Here is a 21,801-nt window from a genome sequence, read left to right as displayed (position 1 = left end):
CTACCCCATGGTCGGGATGATGAAGGACTGGTCGGCAACCTCGCCAGACGGCCAGCGCTGGGTGACCGTCTTGATTTTGGTGAAGAAGCGCACCCCCTCCATGCCGTGCTGGTTGGAATCGCCAAAGGCCGAGCGCTTCCAGCCACCAAAGGTGTGGTAGGCGACCGGCACCGGGATCGGCACATTGATGCCGACCATGCCCACATTCACCTTGGCGGCAAACTCGCGCGCGGCGAGACCATTGCGGGTGAAGATGGCCACGCCATTGCCGTACTGGTGTTCGCTCGGCAGGCGTGCGGCCTCTTCCAGATCTTTCGCCCGCACAATCTGCAGGACCGGGCCAAAGATTTCTTCCCTGTAGGAGCGCATGTCCGGGCGTACCCGGTCGAAGAGCGACGGGCCGACGAAGAAGCCCTTCTCGTGGCCCTGCAGTTCAAAACCGCGTCCATCGATGAGAAGCTCGGCGCCTTCTTTCACGCCCATCTCGATATAGCTCTCAATGCGCGCCTTGTGGGCGGCGGTGACGACGGGGCCGTAGATGGCATCCGGGTCGAGGGAATGGCCGGGTGTGAGTTTCTCGATCTCGGGGATCAGCGCCTCGATCAGGCGGTTGGCGGTGTCCTCGCCGACCGGAACAGCGACAGGCAGCGCCATGCAGCGCTCGCCAGCCGACCCGAAGGCGGAACCCACAAGGTCTTTCACGACCTGATCCATGTCGGCGTCCGGCATGACGATGCCGTGGTTTTTCGCGCCGCCCATGGCCTGCACGCGCTTGCCGTTCTCCGCGCCCTTCACATAGACGTACTGGGCGATGTCGGATGAGCCGACAAAGCTGATGGCTTTCACATCCGGGTGTTCCAGAAGCGCATCGACGACTTCCTTGTCGCCATGCACGACGTTCAGCACGCCGTCCGGCAGACCGGCTTCTTGCATCAGCTCGGCCAGGCGCAGCGGCACGGACGGATCACGCTCGGAGGGTTTCAGAATGAAGGCATTGCCGCAGGCAATGGCGACGCCAAACATCCACATCGGGATCATGGCCGGGAAGTTGAACGGGGTGATGCCCGCGACCACGCCCAGAGGCTGGCGCATGGAATAGACATCGATGCCGGGGCCAGCGCCTTCGGTGTACTCGCCTTTGAGCAGGTGAGGCACGCCGCAGGCAAACTCGATCACTTCAAGGCCGCGTTGGATGTCGCCCTTGGCGTCGGCAACCACCTTGCCGTGCTCGGAGGCGAGCATACGGGCCAGCTCTTCCATATTCTCTTCGACCAGCGCCTTGAAGCGGAACATGACGCGCGCGCGGCGCTGCGGATTGGTTGCCGCCCAGCCGATCTGCGCGTCCCGTGCGATCTCCACGGCGGCGGCCAGCTCGGCTTTCGTGGCCAGCGGAACGCGCGCCTGCACCTCGCCAGCGCTCGGATCGAACACATCGCCGAAGCGGTCAGAGGCGCCCGCCTCATGCTTGCCCTTGATGAAGTGCGGGATGGTGCGGATATCGGCGCTCATCGAACTGTCCTCCTGATGGCAGGCCATGACCGGCCCGCTCGGTATCATCTTTGGCGACGGGATTAACGGCTCAGGCGGCGGGTGTCGAGGCGTGTCCTGCCAGTGCTAGCGGGCAAACTCCAGCGCCCCGCTACCGGCTGCAATGCCGCTGAGCAGGCCGGTACGGGTATAGATACCCGCCCACAGCTCATTGCCGTTCTGATCCGTCAGGCTCAAACGTGCGCGGTGCTCCGCCTCAATCACCCAGCCCGAAACCGCATCAAGACCATGCGGGCACTCACCGGATACAGCCGCCTGACCCTGCAGCCCGTCACCAGAAAGAGTCAGTTCACACGTTCCTGCATGCCAGCTGCCGGTGATCTGGTCTGCCCGGACGGGTGACACCATGCCGGAAATACGGACCATTTGCGGGGGAGCAATCCGGTTGGAGGGGGGCTGCGATTCCAGATCCAGAAAGGGCCGCGGCGCGTGGCTGGAATCGGCCGACGGGGCCGGCGCGCAGCCAGACGCGATCCAGACCAGAAGGACACAGGCGGAAAAAAACCGGGTGCGATTCATTACTAAAGTGTTTGTCTAAGTGAGGTTCCAGCCTAATCTTAGCCGTCTTGCGGGCTGATGTCGAAGCTACTTCCAAGCCTGCGCCAGAAAATCAAAAAGGGGAAACTCCAATGATCAAAGGGATCAAGGGCAGCCTTTATGCCGCTGCGTCTGCAAGCACGCTTGCGCTGGCAATGACGGCGCCAGCCGCTGCCATTCCGTATCGTGACGATGTCGGGGACGAGGGCGCGCAGGCTTTTGCCGCCGAATGGGACGGTGTCATCCAGATTTTCATGTGGAACCGGACTAACGGCAATATCGGCTTCAACTGTACCGGCTCGATGATCAATCCGCGCACCGTGATCAGCGCCGCGCACTGCTTCAACGGCCTGCCGAATGATTTCTACGGCCTCCAGGGCGGCCCGCTGACACCGATCATCGCCTACGGCCCCGACACATTTGATGCGTTGTTCAACTGGATCGATACCGACAACCAGTTCATTGATGACCGCAATGGCCTGACTTTCGCGCTCAACGTGATGACGCCGGAGGCGGGCGCGTTCGGCGGTGATCCCTTCCCGGCGGCCGATGTGGCCATGCTGACCACCTTCGATCCGCTTTTCACCCTGCCGACCTATGGCATGCTGTTCAGCCCGATCCCGCAAGACGTGCTCAGCGAAGGCGTGCACGTCAACATGATCGGCTATGGCACGTTCAATCCGGGCTCGGACAATACGGTATCCGCCATCAATGGCCGCCGCAGGGCTGGCGAAAACATGCTGGGCTTCCTGGGCAATTTCAATCAGTTCTTCAGCGCGCTGGGCCAGCAGGACAATTCGTTCCCCGGCGGCCCGAACACGCAGATGATGTACTGGATCGATTTTGATCAGCCAGACCGCACCGGCGAATGCGGCCGCGAGGACTTTTTTGGCTTCACCAATTCAATCGTCTGCTCTGACGAGGATGGTATCAGCGGCGCATTAATCGATGGTGACACGCTGATTATCCCCGGACCGTCACTCGATATTTTCCCCGGCGATGCGCTACCCAATGAGGTCGGTACCGCTGGCGGGGATTCCGGCGGTCCGCTCATGGCCATGAACATCTTCTCCAACCCGCTGATCCTCGGCGTGCTGTCAGGCGGATTTGTCGATGGCTCGCTGCAGGCTGCCGGGCAGGATTATGGCGGTGTCAGCTACTATAATCCGCTCTACGCCTATGCGAACTGGATTGCGGAGAACAACCCCTACAAATACGTCACCAATACGGGTGGCGGTGACTGGTTTGACGAGACGATCTGGGTGCAGGCGCTCGATCCGAACTATTTTGTCTACCAGGACGGAGAAATCGTGAACGGCCTACCGGACGGTCCGGACCTTGAAACCGGCACTGGCACCCCGTGGGGCGTGGTGTTTGATACTGACGTTGCGGATATCGAACTGGCCGCATCGGCTGAAGCGCCCGGGGGCCTTGCCGGCGGCTTGTCGATCACCACGAATTTTGCCGCTGACGGCATTGTTGCCACTGTGGGCGGCGACCTGCAGCGCACGGTGCCGGGGTCCGGCGATACTGCCAATGCCTCCGAAGCGCCTGAAGCCGTCGATGATGGCGAGATGACAACACAGAATGCCGGCCCGGGCTCCACCGGCTTCGTGCCGGACAATTTCTATGGCAACCAGGGTGTGGAGGCGCCCCGCTTCTACGACGTGACGCTGGCTTCCGACAGTGAAGTGACTCTGTCGGGTGCTTTCGTGGAGATTGACCGGCTGACCCTTGCCGGGTCCGGTGCCGGTCTTACCATTGCGGCCGATGCCGATATGTGGAGCCTGATCTCTGCCGAGCTTTTTGCCGGCACGCTGACGATTGATGGCGGTTTCATCACGCGTGAGCTGGTGAACTGGGGCGGGGTGGTCCGCGGTACAGGCACGATCGACCTGTTTGACCCCAACTTCCTGTTTGGCAATGGCCAGATCATGTCGGGCGCATTCTTCAATGTCGCGGGCATCGTCAATCCGGGTCTTGCCAGCGCTGGCGGCCTTCTCGTCAATGGTGACTATATCCAGACCTCTGGCGGTGTCCTTGCGGTTGACTGGAACGCCACCACGAACAGCCTTCTGCTGGTGAATGGCGATGTATCGCTGGCTGGCGGCGTGGCGGTGAACCCGGTCGATGGTTACGTGCCGCAGTTCGGCGACCGCCGCACCGTGCTTGGCTATACGGGCGAGCTTGTCGGTGAATTTGACGCGGTGATGGACCTGCCCGGCGTGCTCTTCGTCACGCCGGTCTACGGTGCCGGAGAAGTGGAGCTGGTGATTGAAGCGGAAGACTTCACCAGCTTTGCCAACTTCGCCAACCCGTCCCAGGCCGCTCTGGGCAATCGTTTCGATGAGCTGCGCGGCAATCCGCAAGCCGGTCCGGTGGCCCAGCTCTACCAGATCATCGACCTTCTGCCGAATGGACCGCTGGAAAACGCGTTCGAGAATCTGGTGCCGCATGAGGGCTTCCAGTTCCGGCGTGCCTTGAGCGGACATAGCGACCTGCTCAGCGATGCCCTGCGGGGACGGATGCTGCAGGGAGCACCGACAGGCACGCCAACCGGCAGCGGTCAGGCCATGTTCAGCCTGATGGGTTCAGAGGCGTCGGCCGGAATGACAGGCATGGCCATCGCTGATGCCATGCGCATGAACGGTTCTGCCGTACAGGATCAGGCACAGGATCTCGGCAACGGGTTCGAAGTGTTCTTCGCTGGCGGTCTCGTGGACGGGTCAGCGCCGACCACCGCAAGCTCGGCCAATGCATCGACCGAGGGCGGGTTTGCCCTGGCCGGCGTGGATTACGGCCGGTCCGTGGGCTGGCGGTTTGGCGGCGCCATCGGCTTTGCCACATCGGAAAGCGAACAGGTTCTTGCTGGTGGCGGCTCGGCTTCCAGCCGGGTCGAGAGCGTGCAGGTGACCGGCTATGCGGCCTATCGCAGCGACACCGTCCAGGCCCTGCTTGCGGCCAGCTATGGCGACCATACTGCGAGAGCGGGCCGCACGGCCGTCGTTGGCGGTGTCTCGCTGCCTGTCTCAGGCTCTCTGGGCGCCACCAGCTATGATCTGACGGCGCAGATTGGTTACACTGTCACCAGCGGAGCCTTGCGCGCCACGCCGGTTGCCGGGATCACCTGGCAGCGCATAGAGATGGACGCAGGCAGCATGGCCGGTTCGCCCGCTGCCTTTGACCTGGCGAGCTATACGGACTCCTTCACCACAGCACGTGCCGGACTGGATGTGGGCTATATCCTCTCCGGTCCGGGTTATACGTTCGAGCCGCGTGCCTACGCCGGTATTGCCAGCCGTCTGAGCGATGAAAGCGAGACGATCAGCGGTGATTTCGCCGGGACGCCGGGCAGCCAGGGCTTTGCGCTCGCCAGCGGTCTGGACGCGGAAAGCGGATGGTACGAGCTATCGATTGGCGGCATCGCCCGGATGGATAACGGGTTTGACGTCTCGTTCTCGTATGAGACCCGCGCCGGGAATGACCGTATCCGGGATGTGGACGTGTTCATGCTTGGTCTGCGCACGCGCTTCTAGGGCGCCAGGGCCGTAAACAGAAAGGCCGCCTCGACATCCCGGGGCGGCCTTTTTGCATTCAGGCTCTACAAAAGCTAGCGGCTGCGTTCCAGGCGGATGCGCGCGCCATCGGTCATGGCGCCTTGCCAGGGACTGTCCGCGCTCGCCCGCTCGCCGGCAAAAAGTGTGTTGCCGGCAGCGTCCACGAAGAGAAGGCGCCCGCCACCCTCCTCGTCGAACTGCCAGAACATGGTTTCAGCGATTGCCAGCTCGCACTCGGGCGACACGGCGGCGAGGCCCGCAGCGCCGGTCATCAGCGCCATTGCCCCTTGCGGGCGGCGGGCGGGCGGCATCAGGACGAGCGCGCACTGCGTGCCGGCCTCGCTGGTGGCGGTGTAGTTTCCGGCTATGGCTGAGGCTTGCGGCGTCTGGGCGGCAAGCAGGAGGGCGAGAAGTATGCTCATGACGGCCAGATCCTCTGCTTAGGTCAGCGTGCGTCTCCAGCCTAGCGCCGGTTTGCCGCCACGTCGCCCCCCACGGTCTTGCATACTACATGGAGCGCTGGCCGACCCGCTTTGATACTTCGGCGGCGCTTTCCTTGCGCTCGCTATAGCGGTCGACAAGATAATCGGCGCAATCACGGGTCAGCAGGGTGAATTTCACCAGCTCCTCCATCACGTCGACAATGCGGTCATAGAGGGAGGAGGGCTTCATCCGGTCGTGCTCGTCAAACTCCAGCCAGGCTTTCGGGACCGAAGACTGGTTGGGGATGGTGATGAGGCGCATCCAGCGCCCCAGCACGCGCAGCTGGTTGACGGTGTTGAAGCTCTGCGAGCCGCCGGAAATCTGCATCACGGCCAGCGTCTTTCCTTGTGTGGGCCGCACCCCGCCGAGCGAAAGCGGTATCCAGTCGATCTGCGCCTTCATGATGCCCGTCATCGCGCCATGGCGTTCAGGCGAGCACCACACCATGCCTTCCGACCACACCACGAGATCGCGCAGCTCGGCGACCTTGGGATGAGTTGCTTCCGCATCGTCGGGCAGAGGCAGGCCGGACGGGTTATAGATGCGCGTTTCCGCGCCAAGCCGCTCAAGTATGCGGGCAGCTTCTTCTGTGGCCATGCGGCTGAATGAGCGGTCGCGGACCGAGCCGCAGAGCAGCAGGATACGCGGCCTGTGCGTGGCGCGCGCCGAGGGGAAGAGCCGCTCCGGCTCCACATCGCGGTAGCAATCCTCGTCCAGATGGGGCGTGGAGGGATCAAGGCTCATCGGGGTTGCTCCGTCGGGAATTTCGCGCGTGTCCGGTTGGCGAGCGCCACCAGCGAGAGCATGACTGGGACCTCCACCAGCACGCCCACGACCGTCGCCAGCGCTGCGCCGGAATTGAGCCCAAAGAGCCCGATGGCGACGGCGACCGCCAGCTCGAAGAAGTTGGAGGTGCCGATGAGGGCGCAGGGCGCGGCCACGTTATGCGGCACTTTCCACATCCAGGCTGCGCCATAGGCGAGCGCGAAAATGGCGTAGGACTGGATGATGATGGGCACTGCGATCATGGCGATGACCAGTGGCTGGGCGAGTATGGTCCCACCCTGAAAGCCGAAAAGTAGCACGACGGTGGCGATGAGCGCGGATATGGAAACCGGCTTGATCCGGGCATTGAACCCGTCCAGCCGCGCCGTGCCACCAGAGCGGATCAGCCAGCGGCGCACAGCAATGCCAGCGGCCAGCGGGATCACCACATAGAGCACCACGGAGAGAACAAGCGTCTCCCACGGTACCGAGATGGAGGTGACGCCCAGCAGCAGGGCCACGATGGGCGCAAAGGCTACGACCATGATCGCGTCATTCACCGACACCTGAACGAGGGTGTAGGCCGGATCGCCCTTGGTGAGTTGCGACCAGACAAACACCATGGCGGTGCAGGGCGCGGCGCCGAGAATGATGAGGCCCGCAATATACTGCTCGGCATTCTCGGGCTCGATGAAGCGGGCGAAGACACCCTCAAAGAACACAACCGCCAGCAGCGCCATGGTGAAGGGCTTGATGAGCCAGTTTACCACCAAGGTGATGATGAGGCCCTTGGGCCTCTCGCCCACACGCATCAGCGCGCCGAAATCGACATTCACCATCATCGGGGAGACCATCGCCCAGATGAGGACGGCCACCGCCAGATTGACAGAGGCGTATTCCAGCCCGGCCAGAAAGCCGAACGCGCCCGGTACAAGCGCGCCGAGCGCGATACCGGCAATAATCGCAAGGCCCACCCAGACCGAGAGCCATTTTTCAAATGGGCCAATACCGGCAGGCGCAACGTCCTTCTGTGCGGTCATGGACATGTCCTTCAGGGCTGAAAGTCTGGCAGGGCTGCGCCGTCATGCGCGGCCTTCAGGGCGGCTTTTAGACTGGCGGGATCAGACAGATCACCGTCGAACGCCATTACCGCTTCCACGCGGGCTTTAAGGGCCTGAAAGACCTGCTCGAACGCCTCCCGGCAGGCGGCATCCGGGGTCACATAGGCGGGGTCCGGCAGGCCCCAATGGACCTGTACCGGCGCGCCGGGCCAGATGGGACAGGTCTCGCTGGCGGCTGAATCGCACACCGTGATCACGCCGTGAATCTCTGGTGCTTGCGTTGCGGCGAACACGTCCCAGCTTTTTGATCTTAGACCGTCCACGGCATGGCCGTGGCGGGCAAGTGTTTCCAGCGCTACCGGGTGTGGTTCGCCCTTGGGCTTCGACCCGGCAGAGATGGCGGTGATTTTTCCTGCGCCCAGCGCATTGAACAGGGCCTCTCCAAGGATGGAGCGGGCGGAGTTTCCGGTGCACAGGACAAGAATGCGGATCATGGGCGGCTTTCCGGGGCGCGGGTTTTCCCGATTTCTAGCCTTGACATTTCAATATTTCAAGAAGTATTGAAATGAAATGTCAGATCGTCCCGAACTTGCCGAAGCGCAAGCCTGCGCCCAACTCTCCGCCCTCGCCCATGAGGGCAGGCTGCGCATATTCCGTGCTCTTGTCGCTGCAGGTCCCAAAGGGCTTGCCGCAGGCAGGCTGGCCGAACAGCTAGCTATCAGTCCCAGCAATCTTTCCGCCCAGCTGGCGGTGCTGACCGGGGCGGGTCTCGCGCAGGTGGAGAAAGCTGGCCGTCAGCGCATTTATGCCGCCAATCTGGTGGCGACGGCGGAGCTCGTGAGCTTTCTCATTGCCGATTGCTGCGGCGGGGATCCGGCACTGTGCCGGGATGTGACGGCCAAGCTGGCCGTATCCGCGCTAAGGGCTTGCAACTGACGTAAACCCGTTTGAACTAGGCGCGATGAGCCAATACCCCGCCGACCTTTATCCCATCCCCCCTGCGCCGCCCCGGTCGGCGAAGGAACTTGTCGATCAGCTGATCGATGAGCGCGCGCCGCGCCTGAGAAAACATCCCCGGCTGTGGAATGTCGTCCGGCCCACGGCGGGCGCGCTGATGGGCTATCGCGAGGCCATCCGTATGGTCGATACGGTGAGGCCGATGCGCGCGCGAGAGGCGTTCGACTGGGCGGCAGACTATCTGGACCTGACGGTGAAAACGCACGGGCTTGATGCCATTCCAGACACCGGCCCGGTGGTGATTATCGGCAATCATCCCGGCGGCATCGCGGACGGCATCGCGCTGTGGCAGGCGATCCGGGAAAAGCGCCCTGATCTTTGCTTTCTGGCCAACCGGGATGCGCTGCGCGTCTGTCCGGGCCTAGAAGACATGCTGATCCCGGTTGAATGGCGCAAGAATGCGCGCAGCCGGGCCAATGCCCGCGATACGCTGCGTGGGTCGATGGAAGCGCTCAATCATGGCCGGTGCCTGGCCATCTTCCCCTCCGGGCGCATGGCGCGCTGGCGCTGGAGACGCTGGGGTCTGGTGGAGGAGCCGTGGGCACCGACGGCGATCTCGCTCGCCCGGCGCTTCAATACGCCGGTGGTGACGCTGGGCGTGCGCCAGTCCATGCCGGTCGCCTTTTATGCGCTGGACCAGATCCATGAGGAGCTGCGCGATATAACGCTCTTCCACGGGCTGATGCGCCAGCGCGGCAAGACCTATCGTATGCGCTTTTCAGACCCTGTCCCCGCCCGCGAGATACCGGGCAGCGAGGCGGAAGCCACCGCTTCAATCCTCCAGCAGGCCGAGGCGCTCGCCTGGGGCCGGCAGTAAAAGAACCCCCGGCGGAGCGATCCGCCGGGGCTTTTTCATGCGCAGAAGGCTGAACGCCTAGTAGCGGTAATGCTCGGCCTTGAACGGGCCTTTCTGCTCCACGCCGATATAGTCGGCCTGTTCGGTCGAAAGCGTGGTCAGTTTCGCGCCCAGCTTGTCGAGATGAAGCGCCGCCACCTTCTCGTCGAGATGCTTGGGCAGGATGTAGACATCGTTCTTGTACTGATCGCCTCTGGTCCACAGCTCGATCTGGGCCAGCACCTGATTGGTGAAGCTGGCCGACATCACAAAGCTCGGATGGCCATTGGCATTGCCCAGATTTACGAGGCGGCCTTCGGACAGGAGGATGATCTTGTGGCCTTCGGGGAACTCGACCAGATCGACCTGCGGCTTCACATTGGTCCACTGGAAATTGCGCAGGGCCTCGACCTGAATTTCGTTATCGAAATGGCCGATATTGCAGACGATGGCCATGTTCTTCATGGCGCGCATATGGTCGACGGTGATGACGTCCTTGTTGCCGGTGGCGGTGACGACGATGTCCACTTCGCCGATCACGTCCTCAAGGCGGACAACGCCATAGCCGTCCATCGCCGCCTGCAGGGCGCAGATCGGGTCGATTTCAGTCACGGAAACCCGGCAACCCGCCTGTGACAGGGATTCGGCCGAGCCCTTGCCGACATCGCCATAGCCGCACACGACGGCCGTCTTGCCGGCCATCATCACGTCGGTGCCGCGCCGGATGGCGTCCACCAGGCTTTCGCGGCAGCCATAGCGGTTGTCGAATTTCGACTTGGTGACAGAGTCATTGACGTTGATCGCCGGGAAGGCCAGCTCGCCGCGCTTGGCCATCTGGTAGAGGCGCATCACGCCCGTGGTGGTCTCTTCGGACACGCCCTTGATGCTGGCCTTGGCCTTGGCAAACCAGCCCGGGCTCGCCTTGATGCGGCGTTGAATCGCGTCAAAGAGCCAGCGCTCTTCTTCCGATTTCGGCTCGCCGAGCACGGAGGGGTCTTTTTCGGCTTTTTCGCCGAGCTGGAGATACATGGTGGCATCGCCGCCATCATCCAGGATCATGTTGGCGGTTTCGCCATTCGGCCAGTGGAAGATGGCGTCGGCATAATCCCAGTATTCTTTCAGCGTCTCGCCCTTTACCGCGAAGACCGGCACGCCGGTTTCGGCAATGGCGGCGGCGGCATGGTCCTGCGTGGAGAAGATGTTGCACGAGGCCCAGCGCACGTCGGCGCCCAGAGCCGTCAGCGTCTCGATCAGCACGGCGGTCTGCACGGTCATGTGCAGTGAGCCGGCGATGCGGGCGCCTTTCAGGGGCTTGGATTTGCCGAATTCCTCACGCAGCGCCATCAGGCCCGGCATCTCGATCTCGGCCATGTCCAGCTCGATCCGGCCCCAGCGGGCCAGAGAGAGGTCCTTGACGAGATAGTCTTTGCCGTCGGGCGTGTTGAACAGCAGGGTCATGGATGATCCTTCTTTCGCGGAATTCAAAAGCGGGAGTGCTTGATATGCGCGGTGTATAGCCCCCGCGCGGGTGCAGCGCAAACGGCGCGCTGAGCGCTGTCACGGCTCTGACACAGGGAATTTGCAAACAAGAGGTTAAACCGGCCCGTTTTTTGTATACACTCTTTTAACGAGGGGCGTCTGTGCCATTGGCTTACAGCCGTGACGAGCACGAATATGGCGCGTGATGAGGGGAATACCAGGCATGGCGATACTGCCGACAGCTCACGCTACCCAGCGATTTGGAAGCCGCGCGATCGATTTCTACGTAGCGCCGGGACAGGTGATCGGCTCGGATCCGCGTGCCCGCGCTGACGAGCGCCGTATTCAGGATCTGGACGGCGAACGTCACCCTGTGCGGATCGGCAAGCGCGATTTTGCGCTCGATGCCGGTGACTATGCCGCCGTGATCCGCCTGCAGCCCGGCCCGAAACGGCGCTCCAGCCCGGTCGCGGTGGTCAATTACCGCACCAATAGCTGGACGCGCACCAGCCAGGACAATACCAGCATCCTGTCACGCGCCGGCGTCTCGCGTAATGCAAACTGGCTACTGACGGTTCTCGCGCTCACGGTTCTTGCGCTTGTTATTGTCTGGCCGCAAATGCTCGCCCTGCTGGCCCTTTTGGCGCCCGGTCTGGCTAACGGCCTTCCCGCATTTGACGTGTTTTCGGCGCTGGTTGCGGTTCAGCCGGGTCTGGCCGATGCCCGGCTTGCCGAAGCGGTGCCTGCCGTATCGGACAGTCTTGTGGAGCTGGCGCCACAATTGTCAGGCTTTGAAGGGGCGGTGATCTTCGCCGCGATCACGCTCGCGGGCGCGCTTCTGGCGCCTGGCGCGCGTTCCTGGCGGTTCGCCTGGGTACCGGCCTTCCTGGTCATCACGCTGGCCGGTGCGGTGGCCATCAATGGCGCTGAAGCCGCGGCCATTCCCGCCTTGCTGGCTCTGGCAGGCAGCGTGACCCTGTTCCTGTTTGCAGGCGTCATCAATCGCTGGCGGGACGCTGCGCGTCTCGAAGCGCGCATTGCGCGTCTGGCCGATCATGTGCTGCGCCACCCCCCGCAGGAAATGGTGACCCGCCGTGAGACACCTGCCGCGCTTAGCGATGCTGGCGGGGCGCAGGCCGAAACACCAGAGGAGGAAGAGGCGCAAGGTGTACCGGCCGCAATGGTCGCGGCGCCTGTTGCTGCTGCGACCGCCAGCATTGCCCATTCAGGCGATAATGATGGCCCGAGCTCTGCGCTGGCCGAAGTGACGGCAGAAACGGAAGGCGGAGAGGAAGCCCGTACCGAGCCAGAGCTGGCCATGGCGGCCAGCGAGGACGCGGTACACCCGGCCGCGTTTGAGGCGCACGGCGCCGCCAGCGCCGGAGCGCAGGCTGTGCACGATCCGCGCGCCGAAGCCCGGTCCATGGACATTCCGCCGCCACCGCCCATGCCGTCGGAGGCCCTCTCTGGCGATGCTTCGGCTGAGCGCGTCAATCGTGATGCTGAAAGTGTGGAAGCGGGTGTGGAGACCGAGCCAGGTCCGGTGATCACCGAAACCGAAACCCTGCGGCCTGAAGCACCTGTCGAGGCAGCCGGTATGGTTCCGCCGGCAGCCGGCGATGCCGCTACCCCGCTGGAAATTGACGCATCGGAAGATGCCTCGCTGACGGCCGGCGATGCGTTTGGCGGTCAGGACAACGCGGTTGCCGGTGACGGCGAAGTGGACGCCGACGATGCGGGCGCCGGGGTCACGGGCAGCGAAACGGGCGAGCGTCCGCGCGAGGGCTGATTACTCGCTTTCGCCGAACCCGCTCTCGACAAGCGTGCGGAGGGCTGCGGTCAGCGCCTCAGCGTCGGTGCCTTCTGCGCTCAGCGTCAGCTGGGTGCCCGGCCCGGCGCCCAGCATGAGCAGGTCCATGATGGAGCGGCCATCGGCCTGCTCGCCATCGCGCTCCACGGTTACCGTGGCCTCGAATTCTCTGGCCAGACCGACGAATTTTGCAGCCGCGCGGGCATGCAGACCCCGCTTGTTCACGATCGTGACGTCCGCCGTATATGTGCTCACGACAGCCCGTCAATCAGATGGGAGCCGACAGTGATATAACGCCTGCCTGCGCTTGAGGCATTGGCGGCGAGGTCGGAGAGGCTCATGCGCCCGCGCGCCTCGGCCAGCGTGATCATCATGGGCAGGTTGGCGCCGGCGATCACCTCTACCTTGCATTTCTCGAGAAGGGACATGGAGAGGTTGGAAGGGGTGCCGCCAAAAATGTCGGTCACGATGATGACGCCATCGCCGCTGTCTGCGGCCTCTACCGCCGCTCGGATATCGCCCCGGCGTTGCTCCATATCGTCATCGGCGCCGATGGAGACGGCCACACATGCCGCCAGACGGCCAACGACGTGCTCGGTTGCTGCCACCAGTTCCTGGGCAAGCTGACCATGGGTGACGATGACTAGGCCGATCATGGAGACTCTGAAGAGCGGGGCGGGACGATTTGTGACCGCCATGTAACCTTGCATTTCAGATATGTGAAAGGGGCGTCTTGCAAAGAGGCCACAGCAGTGCCTTTCAGGACACGCCCGTCAGCTCGATGACAAAACGTGCGCCGCTCGCCGGGCCGGTGCGGTTTTCCGCGTGGATTGTGCCGCCATGGGCCGAGATGATCTGGCGGGCAATCGCCAGCCCCAGCCCTGAATGGGTGCCAAATGCCGCACCGGCAGGACGCTGGGTGTAAAAGCGGTTGAAAATGGTTTCCAGCGCTTCGGGCGGAATACCGGGACCGTCATCTTCCACCGTGACGATGTAGCGCTCCCGGGCATTGCCGTGCTTACGTTTGATAAAAATGCGCACCTTGCCGTCTGGCGGAGAGAAGGTCAGCGCATTGTCGATCAGATTGGTGAAGACCCGCCCTAGCGGTTCCTCGCGCGCGGCGACAAAGGCCTCGCCGAGACTGGTCTGCAGCTCCAGCTGTCCGGGCGATGCCCGCTCCCCATCGATATAGACGCGCACAATATCGCGGATCAGGCGGACCAGATCGACCGGCGTGACCTGATCACGCGCCAGCTCGGCATCGAGCCTTGAGGCGTTGGAAATGTCGGTGATGAGGCGGTCGAGGCGCTGCACATCCTTCTGGATCACGCTGACCAGACGCTCGCGGGCGCTATCGTCGCGGGCGCGTACCAATACCTCGGCGGCAGAGCGGATGGAGGTGAGCGGGTTCTTGATCTCGTGGGCTACATCGGCGGCGAAGCTTTCAATCGCGTCCAGCCGGTCATAAAGCGCATCCGTCATGGCCCGGAAGGCCTGTTCCAGATCCCCAATCTCGTCGCCCCGGCGCGAGAAGTCCGGCAGAGGCACGCGCCGGCCGCCTGCAAGTTGCACGCTGCGCGCCGCATCCGACAGGCGCTTGACCGGGCCGGCAATGCGCAAGGCCAGAAGAGCACCGAAAGCAACGATGATGAGCGCAGCAAAGCCCAGATAGGGCAGGATCGCCACGCGGTCAGCGGCGATCAGGGCGTCATAATCATAGGATTCGTACGTCACCGAGCCGACAATGGTCTGTACGGGCGCTATGGCCAGTGTCACCGACACGACGCGCTCGCCATAGCGGCCGCGCCTCACCCCTGCCACGGCTTCGCCGGTTGTCTGGGCTAGCGCAATCTCCTCGGTGAGTGAGCGCTCGCGGGTCTCGCGTTCCTCGGCAGACAGGAAGAAGCCGCCGACGAAGTCGCGCACGGCCCGCCAGAGGCCGGTGAAAAAGCCTTCAATATCGCGTTCACCCGGCGGTGGCAGAAGCTCCACGCTGACACGTCCGGCGCTCAGATAGCTGTCGGCGGCGAGGCGTCCTTCAGGCCCGTGGATCATGGCCCGCGTGCCCTCGGGCACGTAGAGCCGGGCGAGCACTTCGGCGGCTATGCGCGCATTGAGGGCGGGCTCAGGCGAGCCTTCCACCGCTGTCTCGGTGATGACATTGCGGATTATGTCGGCCTGCTGGGTCAGCGAGTCGACCTTGGCATCGATCAGGCCGGTGCGGTTCTCGATCAGGGCGAGCGTGCCCAGCGCCAGAAGCCCGAGCGCGAACAGATTGGCGACCAGGATGCTGGCAGCAAGGCGCGAAAATAGCGCCTGACGCAGAGTGGAGGTGAGCCCTGCCAGCCGCGCCTTCAGGCGGCCCGGCTCACGCCTCCTTGTAGCGGTATCCGACGCCATAAAGGGTCTCGATCCCGTCAAAGCTGTCGTCGACGACGCGGAATTTCTTGCGGATGCGCTTTATGTGGCTGTCAATCGTGCGGTCATCGACATAGACCTGATCGTCATAGGCCGCGTCCATGAGATTGTCCCGGCTCTTCACATAGCCGGGGCGGTTGGCCAGCGCCTGCAGGATCAGGAACTCGGTGACGGTCAGGCGCACCGGCTTGCCATTCCATAGACACGCGTGCCGGTTGGGGTCGAGGGTCAGCGAGCCGCGCACCAGCGCTTTCTGGTCGGCTTCGTTGGCCGGCAGGTCGGCATCGTCGGGCTGGGCGCGCCGCAGCACCGCCTTGATCCGCTTGGCCAGAAGCTGGTGGGAGAACGGCTTGGCTATATAGTCGTCAGCGCCCAGATCCAGCCCCAGCGCCTCGTCGAACTCGCCATCCTTGGAGGTCAGGAATATGACCGGCAGGTTGGAGCTCTGGCGCACGCGGCGCAGCAGTTCCAGCCCGTCCATGCGCGGCATCTTGATGTCGAATATGGCAAGGTCCGGCGGGTTGTCGGAGAGGACATTCAAGGCCTCCACCCCGTCGGTGAAGGTCTGCACCTGATAGCCTTCACCTTCAAGGAAAAGGGAGACGGAGGTGAGAATGTTCTCGTCATCATCGACAAGGGCTATCTGGGCCATGCGTATTTTGATCCTCTGATCAGGACAGGTCTGAGCAAACCTACAGCGCTGCCCGCCCGGAGCAAGGGGGTTGAGCGAGCCTCATGGTTACGAGCGGTTAAGCATAACACGCCAGTGTGGGACGCAGCGGGGAAACAATCAGGGTGCGGGCGGGCTCCATGGCTTCGGGAAAAGTCCATTTCGAGGTCTTCCTCAAGAAGCATCCAAAGGCGGAATGGGTGCTGGTGGAAGCGCTCAACGAACGTTCCGACGCGATCAATCTGGCTGACCGGCTTGTCGCCAAGATGCCCCGCGGCTCGGCCCGGGTGGCGCGTGAAACATGGAATGATGCCAGCGGCACGTTCAGCACCGTCACCATTCATGAGGTAGGCGCAGAACGCTTCAGCGTTCCCGATGCCAAGACTGGCGAGGCAACACTGCCTTGCGTGACGCCGGAGGATCTGGCCGGGCCTGCTGCGCGCGATACGGTGCGCCGCGCTCTCGCCCCATGGCTGGAACGTCAGGAAATCTGCCCGCTGGAACTGCTGTACCGGCCGGACATGGCCGAGGCGCTGGATGCGTGCGAAAGCGATCTGCAGCACGCCATCCAGAAAGTGGCGATTGCCCGCTCGCAAAACTCCGATGCATCGGTTCATGCCTATGTCCGCCTTCTTACCGAGCTGGTTGAGCGGGCGATCGAAAAGGCGCGCAAGGATGCCAAACGCAAGGCGCAGGACCCGAGAAATGCCAGCTTCCGGGAGCTGACCGAGAAAATTCATGCTGAAGGCAGCGCCGAAACACGCCTGCGCCGGGCTATAGCCGAGCGGCTGGCCAATGCGTCCGGCATGGCGCGCAAGGCCGAAATGCTGCTCGATTTCCATGATGACCTGCCCGACGATCCGGACGCGCGCGCCTTTGCGGCAAAGGAGGCGGATGCCTTTCTGGCCGAAATGCTCTCCTTTGATCGTGCGCTGAACCAGATTCTCGGCCAGAGCCGGGATCTGGGCAGTCATGTCGAACGTCTGACCAGCGTGTTTGCCGGCACCCAGACTCATCCCAGCATGACCGCCGCACCCGACAATGCGCGCCGGCTGGCGTCAAAATTTGCAGCAAGCCAGCTGCCCGACAGCAAGGGCGAGATCGCGCGGCGTGTGCTGGAGGCCCTGCGTCAGCCCAAGCGCTTCAAGCCGGACAACGTGCTTGAAGAAATTGCGCTCGCCCGCTCGCTCGCCCAGCGCCTCATCGCGGCGTCAGGTGACCATCTCAATCCGCAGGCCCTGGTGGAGGCGTTCACGGTGCGCTCGGCGCGCCTGTTATCGCCTGAATCGGTCGAGGAGGCCTTGAAGGACGCCGCGACACCCGCCGAGGAAATTACCCGCCTCCTGTCGATGGAAGACAATCTGGTCGGTGAGCAGAACAAGGTGAAGCTGGCTACCTACGTGCGGGCAAAGCTCTCATCACAGAAATCGGTAAGCTGGTTTGTGAAGGGCCCCGGCCAGCCGTTTGAACGCCTGGCCACGCTGGCATCACTGCAAAAGCGGGCCCTGAAAGGGACATTTCCCGAAGCGGCGAAGCTGGAAATGAGTGATGCATTTGACCAGCTGGGCGTGGCCATTATTCACGATAACAAGCTCTTTGAACGTATCACGGCCTCAAACCTGCCCGCCCTCGACCGGGCTGCGGGACTATTGCGGCTTGCCGCGCAGGACATACTGCCACTGGGACGCTGCCAGCAGGACGCGCAGGCACGCGCCATGCGGCTCTTGTCCTCGGAAATGGGCCGGGCCGAAGCGCGCGCCGAAAACGGCCCCGCCAAGCTGCAGGAATTGCAAGGCCTGCTAGCGCGGATACAGCCCGCCCCCCGGCCATCTGCTCCTGCCGAGATCGCAGATCCCGTACCCGCCGGGGACCAGGCCTAGAGCGAAAAGTGTAGTGCGTTACTCGCCGTTCGATTGAACGATCGTGCCCGCGATTTCCAGCAATGTGCTGACCGAGGTCGATAGCGCCCCCAGTGTCGTACCGCCATTGAGCACGTCATAGCGCGAAAACACTACGTTATCGCCATCCAGAACCACCAGCTTGATGGCCGCATAGCTCTGGTTGACGTGATTGGCTATTTCCAGTGTGGCCGGTGTGTTGGTGAAAACCAGCTCGGTCAGCAGGCCCTGGCATTGCCCGTTCTCGCACACCGTGCCGGCCACCAGATAGTTCATGGTGCCGGTCGTGGCCGTCACGATTGGCTGGCCTTCCTCGGATACGGCCTCATTGGTGATCTCGTGGCCAAGCCCCGTCACCAGTGCGCGCAAGCCCTGCGCATCAATGTGCTCGATCACTGGCCCGGTGGCCTGAGCGCCAGCAGGCGCCGCCAGCAGGCAGCCCGATGCGAGCGCCATACCGGCGCGGAGAACCGTTTTCATCTGAATGTCCCTCAAAAACCATTTCAGCCCGGAGTGTGGCGTGTCAGGCCATTGCTGGCAATCAGCGGCTCAAGGCCGGGCCTGCTGCTGCCTCGCCCAGCGTGCGCAGGAGGGTCCAGGCATAGATGCCGCTATCATGGCCGTCATCAAACACGAGACGCACGGCATAGCGTCCGACAGGCTCGGCCGCTGCAACCATGACACTGTCAGCGTGGGGGACGCCGCGCTTCTGGCCGGGGCCATGGCCCTGCACCTCGGCAGACGGGCTCTCGCGGCGCAGGAGGGCATAGGGGATGTCGAACACCGCGCCATCATCAAAGCTCGCCCGCAAACGCCTGTGCGATGCCTGAAAGGCGAGGCGGACGGGCCAGGGCGTCTGCCTGGGCTCAGCCATCTAGCTGGCGGGCTTCTTCGGGCAGCATGACCGGCACGCCTTCGCGCACCGGATAGGCGAGCCCCGCCGCGCGCGAGATCAGCTCGCCTGCCTCGCGGTCATATTCCAGCGTCTGGCGGGTGACCGGGCAGACAAGGATTTCCAGCAGCTTCGGGTCCACATGGGCGGAGCGGCGCGGATTGGGCGTGTCGGTGGGTGTCTCGGTGCTCATGGCTAGCGTCTTTACGGCATCGCCCGCGGGTCAGGCAAGCCTAGTGCAGCCGGTCCGCCGGACCCGATGACGGTCCGCGCAAGGCGTGCTCCAGCGCGCCTTCCATCAAGGTGGCCAGAAGTTCGCGGCGCACGCAGGGCCTCGAGGCCTGCAGGAGTGCCTGCTTGCAGGCCGCGTCAAAGGGCGCTGCCATGGCGACCTTGCTGGTGATCGCCGACAGGGGCGCGTGGTCCATCGATGCCCAGTCTGCATCAATCCCGGCATGTTGGAAAAAGCGTTTCAGGAGTGCGAGGAAGCCGGCCCGGTCGGCACCCGGACCGTCGGCTTCGGGTCCGTCAATATCGCGCTCGAACCCGGCATAGTCGGCGCGCCCGACGCGATAGGGGGTCTTCATCTGGGGCTGGGCGGTCAGGGTGAAGCGAGAAACGCCCACCAGCACGATCAGATAGCGCCCGTCAGTGGTTTCGGAATGTTTGGCGATGCGCCCTGCCGTGCCGACCCGCTCGAGGTCTGGATGGTCACGCGGGCCGGTCTCGCGTGGCTGGATGATGCCCAGAAAGCCGTTTCCGCTCATGGCGTCGTCGACCATGTTCAGATAGCGCGGTTCAAACACGTTCAGAGGCAGAGCCTCGCCAGGCAGCAATATGCAGCCGCGGATCGGGAAGAGCGGCAGCGTGTCCGGCAAGGCGGGGTGAACGGTCATGTGTTTTCGCGGGCCTCCTGATAGTCGTGGCGTGTCCCCTCCAAAGAGATAGGCCTCAGCCGCCCCGCAGCCAGTTCTCTAGCTGAACAGGATGGAGGAGAGGCGTTTGCGTCCGGCCTTTGTCAGCTCGGATGTCTGCCCGGCGGCCTCGAACACGCGCAGCAATAACTGGCGCGCCGCCCCTTCGTTCCATTCGCGGTCTTCCGAGATGCTGTCGAGAAGTTCAGTGGCGGCGCCTTCCAGATCGCCTGCACCGATCAGGGCGCGGGCAAGTTCGTAATGCAGGGCTGCGCCCTTGCCGCCGGCTTTCTCAAGGGCAGCCCGCGCATCAGCCGGATCACCGGCATCCTCGCCTTCGCTGGCCAGCTCCATGGCGGCGCGCACACCCGCTATGGCCGGATCACCCGCCTTGGCCGGGGGCACTTGTGCCAGAACGCCTTCAGCGCCTTCCCGGTCGCCCTGCGAGAGAAATACCCGTGCCATGCCTGCCAGAGCGCGGGTATTGTCCGGGGCCGCCTGCAGGACGGCGGCAAAATCCTGCGCTGCGCCGCCCGCATCGCCTCTTGCAAGCGCCTGTTCTGCCTGTTCGAGCACATCGTCCAGCGCGGCCTCGTCGATGTCGCCGCTAACGCGCTTGATGAAGTCGTTGATCTGGCTTTCGGGCAGTGCGCCCATGAAGCCGTCCACGGGCTGCCCGTTCACGAAGGCCAGCACGGCGGGGATGGACTGGATGCGCAGCTGGCCGGCCACTTGCGGGTTCTCGTCGATATTGATCTTGACCAGCTTCACCTTGCCGCCAGCCGCATTGACGGCCTTCTCGATGACGGGGCCGAGCTGGCGGCACGGGCCGCACCAGGGCGCCCAGAAATCGACCAGAACCGGAACCTGCTTTGAGACCTCCACCACGTCGGCCATGAAATTCTGGTCGGTGGAGTCCTTCACATGGCCACCGCCGGGATTGCTGGCCGGGGTGCTGGCGGGCTGCTTGCCGAAAATCTGCATGACGTCTGATCCCTGGAGTTCCTGTCCGGGGCGCAGGAGGGGCATCCCGGAATGTCTGATATGTTGCGCCTTAGGTGGACTGGCAGAGGCAAGACTGCAAGTAGGCGGTCAGGCCCCGGCCGTGAAATCCATGATTTCCGGTTCGCGCCCAAGCGCCGCCAGAAAGGCCAGCAGGCCGTCGCGCGATATGGCGGTGGTGGCGTCATTCTTCAGCGGATGAAAATTCATGGTCTCGTGCGCCATCAGCGCGGCATCGAGGATGAAGCGCACCCGGCGTTCAGGATCATTGGCGAGCGCAAAGGCTGTTACCGATCCGGGGGTTACACCCAGTGCCTCTTCCAGCCGCTCTGCCGACCCGAAGGAGAGCCGCCCGCAGCCCAGACGCTCGTGCAGGCGCTTCAGCTTGATTGTCGTCGAATGCTCGGCCGAGATCAGGACGAGATTGTCTTTTTTATCTTTGAGAAACAGGTTCTTGGTGTGCCCGCCGGGCATGTGCGCCTTGATCTCGTCGCTCTCGGCAACGGTGAAGACCGGCGCGTGATCGTGCGTGGTGTGGGCAATGCCCAGCGCATCGAGAAAGCCCAGCAGGCTCTCGCGGGTGACGGGCGGGGCGGGCAGTGGCGGGGCCGGGTCTGAAACTGTCATGGCTTCCTTCCTGCCCCGCGCAAGCGCCCGGATGCAAGAGATGAAATGAGCGCCGCAGTGAAGGCTTGCCAAACCATTCGCGATGCGCGATATACCGCGCCCTCTGGTCCATGTGACCAGCCCCGGTAACGCAAATGAGCGGGCGTAGCTCAGGGGTAGAGCATCACCTTGCCAAGGTGAGGGTCGTGAGTTCGAATCTCATCGCCCGCTCCATTTTCCGGACCAGATCCCGATAATCTGTGATTTTGCCGGCTGCCCTGTTTTGCCGGCAGCCTTGGGCAGCGCATT

Annotated in this window: 22 protein-coding genes and 1 tRNA gene; 6 read left to right on the top strand and 17 right to left on the bottom strand. The window is 63.3% G+C overall.

Features of this window, described 5'->3' with window-relative positions:
- Together ACTIGC_RS00315 and ACTIGC_RS00310 are read right to left on the bottom strand one after the other, a co-directional pair.
- Entirely contained in the window at positions 1-1,497 is a 1,497-nt protein-coding gene (locus tag ACTIGC_RS00315; RefSeq protein WP_439632923.1) for a CoA-acylating methylmalonate-semialdehyde dehydrogenase, read from the bottom strand.
- Positions 1,498-1,614: 117 nt separating this feature from the next.
- Positions 1,615-2,067, bottom strand: a complete 453-nt coding sequence (locus ACTIGC_RS00310; protein ID WP_439632511.1) for a hypothetical protein — start codon at positions 2,065-2,067, stop codon at positions 1,615-1,617.
- A 110-nt stretch (positions 2,068-2,177) separates the two neighbouring features.
- On the opposite strand from ACTIGC_RS00310, the gene ACTIGC_RS00305 reads away from it, so the two are divergent.
- Positions 2,178-5,621, top strand: coding sequence for an autotransporter domain-containing protein (locus ACTIGC_RS00305; protein ID WP_439632510.1), 3,444 nt, complete (start codon positions 2,178-2,180; stop codon positions 5,619-5,621).
- 74 nt (positions 5,622-5,695) lie between these two features.
- Here the strand turns inward: ACTIGC_RS00305 and ACTIGC_RS00300 are convergent, their stop codons facing one another.
- The 4 genes from ACTIGC_RS00300 to ACTIGC_RS00285 all read right to left on the bottom strand — a co-directional run bounded on the left by ACTIGC_RS00300 (position 5,696) and on the right by ACTIGC_RS00285 (position 8,445).
- A complete protein-coding gene (locus ACTIGC_RS00300) occupies positions 5,696-6,064 on the bottom strand; it encodes a hypothetical protein (protein ID WP_439632509.1) in 369 nt (122 codons plus the stop codon).
- A gap of 85 nt (positions 6,065-6,149) precedes the next feature.
- A complete protein-coding gene (gene arsH / locus ACTIGC_RS00295; RefSeq protein WP_439632508.1) occupies positions 6,150-6,869 on the bottom strand; it encodes an arsenical resistance protein ArsH in 720 nt (239 codons plus the stop codon).
- Positions 6,866-7,930, bottom strand: coding sequence for an ACR3 family arsenite efflux transporter (arsB, locus tag ACTIGC_RS00290; protein ID WP_439632507.1), 1,065 nt, complete (start codon positions 7,928-7,930; stop codon positions 6,866-6,868). Before arsB ends, arsH begins: the two co-directional genes overlap by 4 nt.
- Before the next feature lie 11 nt (positions 7,931-7,941).
- The gene (locus ACTIGC_RS00285) at positions 7,942-8,445 is read right to left on the bottom strand and encodes an arsenate reductase ArsC (protein ID WP_439632506.1); all 504 of its coding nucleotides are present in this window, start codon (positions 8,443-8,445) and stop codon (positions 7,942-7,944) included.
- Between the two features lie 76 nt (positions 8,446-8,521).
- On the opposite strand from ACTIGC_RS00285, the gene ACTIGC_RS00280 reads away from it, so the two are divergent.
- The gene (locus ACTIGC_RS00280) at positions 8,522-8,887 is read left to right on the top strand and encodes an ArsR/SmtB family transcription factor (protein ID WP_439632505.1); all 366 of its coding nucleotides are present in this window, start codon (positions 8,522-8,524) and stop codon (positions 8,885-8,887) included.
- Positions 8,888-8,912: 25 nt separating this feature from the next.
- Positions 8,913-9,785, top strand: a complete 873-nt coding sequence (locus tag ACTIGC_RS00275) for a 1-acyl-sn-glycerol-3-phosphate acyltransferase (protein ID WP_439632504.1) — start codon at positions 8,913-8,915, stop codon at positions 9,783-9,785.
- Positions 9,786-9,842: 57 nt separating this feature from the next.
- On the opposite strand, the gene ahcY is transcribed toward ACTIGC_RS00275, so the two are convergent.
- On the bottom strand, positions 9,843-11,261 hold the full coding sequence (ahcY, locus tag ACTIGC_RS00270) for an adenosylhomocysteinase (RefSeq protein WP_439632503.1): 1,419 nt from the start codon (positions 11,259-11,261) through the stop codon (positions 9,843-9,845).
- 226 nt (positions 11,262-11,487) lie between these two features.
- Here ahcY and ACTIGC_RS00265 point away from each other — a divergent pair, with 226 nt between their 5' ends.
- On the top strand, positions 11,488-13,071 hold the full coding sequence (locus tag ACTIGC_RS00265) for a hypothetical protein (protein WP_439632502.1): 1,584 nt from the start codon (positions 11,488-11,490) through the stop codon (positions 13,069-13,071).
- Here ACTIGC_RS00265 and ACTIGC_RS00260 read toward each other — a convergent pair whose 3' ends face one another.
- The 4 genes from ACTIGC_RS00260 to ACTIGC_RS00245 all read right to left on the bottom strand — a co-directional run bounded on the left by ACTIGC_RS00260 (position 13,072) and on the right by ACTIGC_RS00245 (position 16,162).
- A complete protein-coding gene (locus ACTIGC_RS00260) occupies positions 13,072-13,347 on the bottom strand; it encodes an HPr family phosphocarrier protein (protein WP_439632501.1) in 276 nt (91 codons plus the stop codon).
- Positions 13,344-13,748 (bottom strand): PTS sugar transporter subunit IIA, encoded by a 405-nt coding sequence (locus tag ACTIGC_RS00255; protein WP_439632500.1) that lies wholly within the window; start codon positions 13,746-13,748, stop codon positions 13,344-13,346. Before ACTIGC_RS00255 ends, ACTIGC_RS00260 begins: the two co-directional genes overlap by 4 nt.
- Positions 13,749-13,851: 103 nt before the next feature.
- Positions 13,852-15,492, bottom strand: coding sequence for a stimulus-sensing domain-containing protein (locus tag ACTIGC_RS00250; protein WP_439632499.1), 1,641 nt, complete (start codon positions 15,490-15,492; stop codon positions 13,852-13,854).
- Positions 15,461-16,162 carry a response regulator transcription factor gene (locus tag ACTIGC_RS00245; protein WP_439632498.1) on the bottom strand — a complete coding sequence of 234 codons (702 nt, stop codon included), beginning with the start codon at positions 16,160-16,162 and terminating at the stop codon, positions 15,461-15,463. Before ACTIGC_RS00245 ends, ACTIGC_RS00250 begins: the two co-directional genes overlap by 32 nt.
- Positions 16,163-16,320: 158 nt before the next feature.
- On the opposite strand from ACTIGC_RS00245, the gene ACTIGC_RS00240 reads away from it, so the two are divergent.
- Complete coding sequence (locus tag ACTIGC_RS00240; RefSeq protein WP_439632497.1) at positions 16,321-18,060, top strand: hypothetical protein; 1,740 nt, start codon at positions 16,321-16,323, stop codon at positions 18,058-18,060.
- 18 nt (positions 18,061-18,078) lie between these two features.
- On the opposite strand, the gene ACTIGC_RS00235 is transcribed toward ACTIGC_RS00240, so the two are convergent.
- From ACTIGC_RS00235 to ACTIGC_RS00210, 6 genes are all read right to left on the bottom strand, one after another.
- On the bottom strand, positions 18,079-18,558 hold the full coding sequence (locus ACTIGC_RS00235; RefSeq protein ID WP_439632496.1) for a YbjN domain-containing protein: 480 nt from the start codon (positions 18,556-18,558) through the stop codon (positions 18,079-18,081).
- Between the two features lie 61 nt (positions 18,559-18,619).
- Positions 18,620-18,952, bottom strand: a complete 333-nt coding sequence (locus ACTIGC_RS00230) for a gamma-butyrobetaine hydroxylase-like domain-containing protein (RefSeq protein WP_439632495.1) — start codon at positions 18,950-18,952, stop codon at positions 18,620-18,622.
- Positions 18,945-19,163, bottom strand: a complete 219-nt coding sequence (locus ACTIGC_RS00225; protein ID WP_127569158.1) for a Trm112 family protein — start codon at positions 19,161-19,163, stop codon at positions 18,945-18,947. The genes ACTIGC_RS00230 and ACTIGC_RS00225 overlap by 8 nt, the downstream gene beginning before the upstream one ends.
- Positions 19,164-19,203: 40 nt before the next feature.
- Entirely contained in the window at positions 19,204-19,866 is a 663-nt protein-coding gene (locus ACTIGC_RS00220; protein ID WP_439632494.1) for an LON peptidase substrate-binding domain-containing protein, read from the bottom strand.
- Positions 19,867-19,944: 78 nt separating this feature from the next.
- Entirely contained in the window at positions 19,945-20,868 is a 924-nt protein-coding gene (gene trxA, locus ACTIGC_RS00215; protein ID WP_439632493.1) for a thioredoxin, read from the bottom strand.
- Positions 20,869-20,976: 108 nt separating this feature from the next.
- Positions 20,977-21,513 carry a prolyl-tRNA synthetase associated domain-containing protein gene (locus ACTIGC_RS00210; protein WP_439632492.1) on the bottom strand — a complete coding sequence of 179 codons (537 nt, stop codon included), beginning with the start codon at positions 21,511-21,513 and terminating at the stop codon, positions 20,977-20,979.
- Between the two features lie 138 nt (positions 21,514-21,651).
- Here ACTIGC_RS00210 and ACTIGC_RS00205 point away from each other — a divergent pair.
- Positions 21,652-21,726, top strand: a tRNA-Gly gene (locus ACTIGC_RS00205).
- The last annotated feature ends 75 nt before the right edge of the window (positions 21,727-21,801 follow it).

Origin of the sequence: Glycocaulis sp. (assembly GCF_051859565.1) — a bacterium.
Taxonomy (GTDB): domain Bacteria; phylum Pseudomonadota; class Alphaproteobacteria; order Caulobacterales; family Maricaulaceae; genus Glycocaulis.
This window is presented reverse-complemented; position numbering and strand designations above follow the sequence as displayed.